General features: G+C 47.6%; 3 protein-coding genes and 2 pseudogenes. 4 read left to right on the top strand and 1 reads right to left on the bottom strand.

Annotated features, from left to right (window positions below; all coding sequences use genetic code 11):
* From ACFINF_RS08700 to ACFINF_RS08690, 3 genes and pseudogenes are all read left to right on the top strand, one after another.
* Positions 1-174, top strand: a pseudogene (locus tag ACFINF_RS08700) (phage tail protein); the annotation flags it as partial.
* A gap of 9 nt (positions 175-183) precedes the next feature.
* The gene (locus tag ACFINF_RS08695) at positions 184-417 is read left to right on the top strand and encodes a hypothetical protein (protein ID WP_375620518.1); all 234 of its coding nucleotides are present in this window, start codon (positions 184-186) and stop codon (positions 415-417) included.
* Between the two features lie 22 nt (positions 418-439).
* Positions 440-652, top strand: coding sequence for a hypothetical protein (locus ACFINF_RS08690; RefSeq protein ID WP_375620517.1), 213 nt, complete (start codon positions 440-442; stop codon positions 650-652).
* An 8-nt stretch (positions 653-660) separates the two neighbouring features.
* Here the strand turns inward: ACFINF_RS08690 and ACFINF_RS08685 are convergent, their stop codons facing one another.
* Positions 661-879, bottom strand: coding sequence for a hypothetical protein (locus tag ACFINF_RS08685; RefSeq protein WP_375620516.1), 219 nt, complete (start codon positions 877-879; stop codon positions 661-663).
* Between the two features lies 1 nt (position 880).
* On the opposite strand from ACFINF_RS08685, the pseudogene ACFINF_RS08680 reads away from it, so the two are divergent.
* Positions 881-2,522: pseudogene (locus ACFINF_RS08680) on the top strand (hypothetical protein); the annotation flags it as partial.

Raw genomic sequence — 2,522 nt, 5'->3', positions numbered from 1 at the left:
CGCTTACCTTGGTTTATCAGGAGCCCCTTTGCTAATTTTTTATATTATTCAACGCCTATAACAGAAGGTCTGAATGACAGAGCGCATCATGAACATCACCTTATGGCAGAGAGGGTTGGTGGTGTTGAAACGCGCCCCGTTAATGTGAGTGTAGTTTATGGGATCAAGACATGAGGAGTTGAAATGTCATTAAAACCGTTTGCGATATCAGAGATTAACGACCCGTCTCAAGTACGGGTCGTTTTGTATTCTGGGGGAGGTTTTGTCCATGCGCCGCTTAATGGCATTTTTGATTTACTGAAAGCCGCATTGAAAACGGAGCTTGATGGATCTGTGAAAGATTTAGAGAAGCGCTTAGAGGCATTAAGAGAAGAGTTAGAAGATTTAAAAGAGTGTTCTTTAGACGAAGTACTCTGAATGATGTGAGGACAAAAAGCAGATGAAGATACCCGATCATGAACATGAATATTTGATACCTGTCGCGACGCAAGAGGAAATCAGAGAAGGGACATCACAAGATACGGTTGTTGTTCCAAAGCTTTTAGGAACGGCATCGTTGTATTCGTATGAAACCTTTGCACCATTAGAACAGGTTGTTAATGCAAGACAAGAAGCAGAAAAAGCTATAGTGCGTGCGAATGGCGCGCAATAAACAGCAGATCAAGCGAAAACTATAGCAGATAGTGTCAAGGAATTATCGGATGCAGCAGCGACGACGATAGCGCAAGCAGCAGGCACAGCAGCGAGTGCAGTTACTGTAGCTTCTGAAGCCAAGACGACAGCTGAGACAGCTTTAGAGCAGGCAAATACGGCATTAACAGCATCCAATGCTGCTAAGACAACAGCAGAGGTCTCGAAAACTTCCTCAGAAGATGCCAAGATGAAATCAGAAGCGGCAGAGAGGTTAGCGCAAGAAGCCAAGCGTATTGCGGAGGATACTAAAGGTGCAGCCGATAGAATGACGACAGCGGTCACGGAAAGCTCTCAAAGAGTGACACAAGTTCAAGGCACAGTAGAGACAGCTTTGACAGAGGCAAGAGAAGCCAAGGCAACGGCAGGAGATGCAAAAACACTTTCCGAACAAACCAAGAGCGCTTTTGATGATGCCAAGCAGGTGATGGGCGAGGTGAAGAATGTTGCAGAAACGGCGGCAGCGAACAGTGGGCAAGCTCTCACGACAGCTTCTGAAGCCAAGACGACAGCTGAGACAGCCTCTTCGGTAGCTGGTGATGCAAAAGAAACGGCATTGAGAGCGTTGGCAGATGTCAAGGATCTTAAGCAATCGGTTGATCATGTCAAGAATACAGCAGAGGGAGCCAAAAGGACAGCAGAAGGAGTAGAACAGAGGGCTTTAACAATAGAAGACGTTGCTACACAAGCCAAGACTAAAGCCGGTGAAGCGAAACAATTGGTTGAAGAAGTTAAGACGAGAGCGCATTCGGCAGAAACGTTAGCGAATAATGCAAAGCGGTTAGCGGATAGCGCAAAAGATACAGCGGTGGAAGCGAAAAATAAAGCAGAGGATGCTCATGTCCTTTCGCAAGACGCTAAGAGCACAGCAGAAACGGCAGAAGAGAAAGCCGCAAGAGCCGAAAAGAAGGCGGATGATGCGACAGTCACAGCTTCTGAAGCCAAGACTATGGCGCAAGAGGCAAAACAGGCGTTAGAGACATCAACAGCGCACCAAGATGCTTCAGAAGCATTGTCTAAAGCCGCTGAAGCGAAGAAAGTAGCAGATCAGGCAGCAACGTTAGCCAATGAAAGTAAAACGACAGCTGTTGAGGCAAAAGGTTTAGTGGAGGAAGTAAAACAATCGGTAGCGGCAGCGACAGAAACAGCAGAAACGGTAGCTAACGAAGCCAAAGGAGCATCAGAAAGCGCTGTTAGGGTGGCGAACACAGCGAAGATCACAGCAGAAGAAGCCAAGAGTGCAGCGGATACAGCAACAGCGACGGCTCATCAAGCCCAACAGAGTGCAGAGGAGGCTACAAAATTAGCTTCTGAAGCGAAAGCGGTAGCAGAGTCTGCGGCGCGTTCAGGAGAGACGGCAGGGCAGGTTGATGCAGAAGCGTTGAAGGGTATAGCTACAGCAGCAAAGAGTAAAGCGGAAGCAGCAGAGAAGGTAGCAGAAGAAACGAAAGGTGCTTTAGATGGTCTAAAACAATTAGCCAATAGTGCGAAGTCGACAGCGGACGAGGCAAAGAAGGTAGCTGATGGTGCACAAAAGAAGGCATCACAGGTAGAGACAGTAGCGGGTGAAGCTGAAAAGATAGCGAAAGAAGCCAAACAGACAGCTGGTTATGCTAACCATGAGGCGGCACAAGCGCGCAGTGAGGTAGAAAAGGCAAAAAGTACAGCTCATGAAGGATGGAGTAATGCCAATAAAGCTCAGGAAGTAGCAGGTGACGCTAAGACTATAGCAAGTTTAGCGCGTACGTACGCAGATGAAGCCAAGAAGATAGCGGAAAATTCAGGCAACACAGCTCATCAAGGGTGGAGTACAGCTAACAACGCGAAGGAAG

This window comes from Bartonella sp. TS25HLJMH (genome assembly GCF_042193505.1).
Lineage (GTDB): Bacteria > Pseudomonadota > Alphaproteobacteria > Rhizobiales > Rhizobiaceae > Bartonella > Bartonella grahamii.
The sequence above is the reverse complement of the archived record's forward strand: the minus strand, read 5'-3'. Positions and strand labels throughout refer to the sequence as shown.

What these genes read in the sequence shown, in the direction of transcription:
- ACFINF_RS08695 (WP_375620518.1), top strand. Translation starts at nt 184, where the DNA reads ATGTCATTAAAACCGTTTGCGATATCAGAGATTAACGACCCGTCTCAA.
- ACFINF_RS08690 (WP_375620517.1), top strand. Translation starts at nt 440, where the DNA reads ATGAAGATACCCGATCATGAACATGAATATTTGATACCTGTCGCGACG.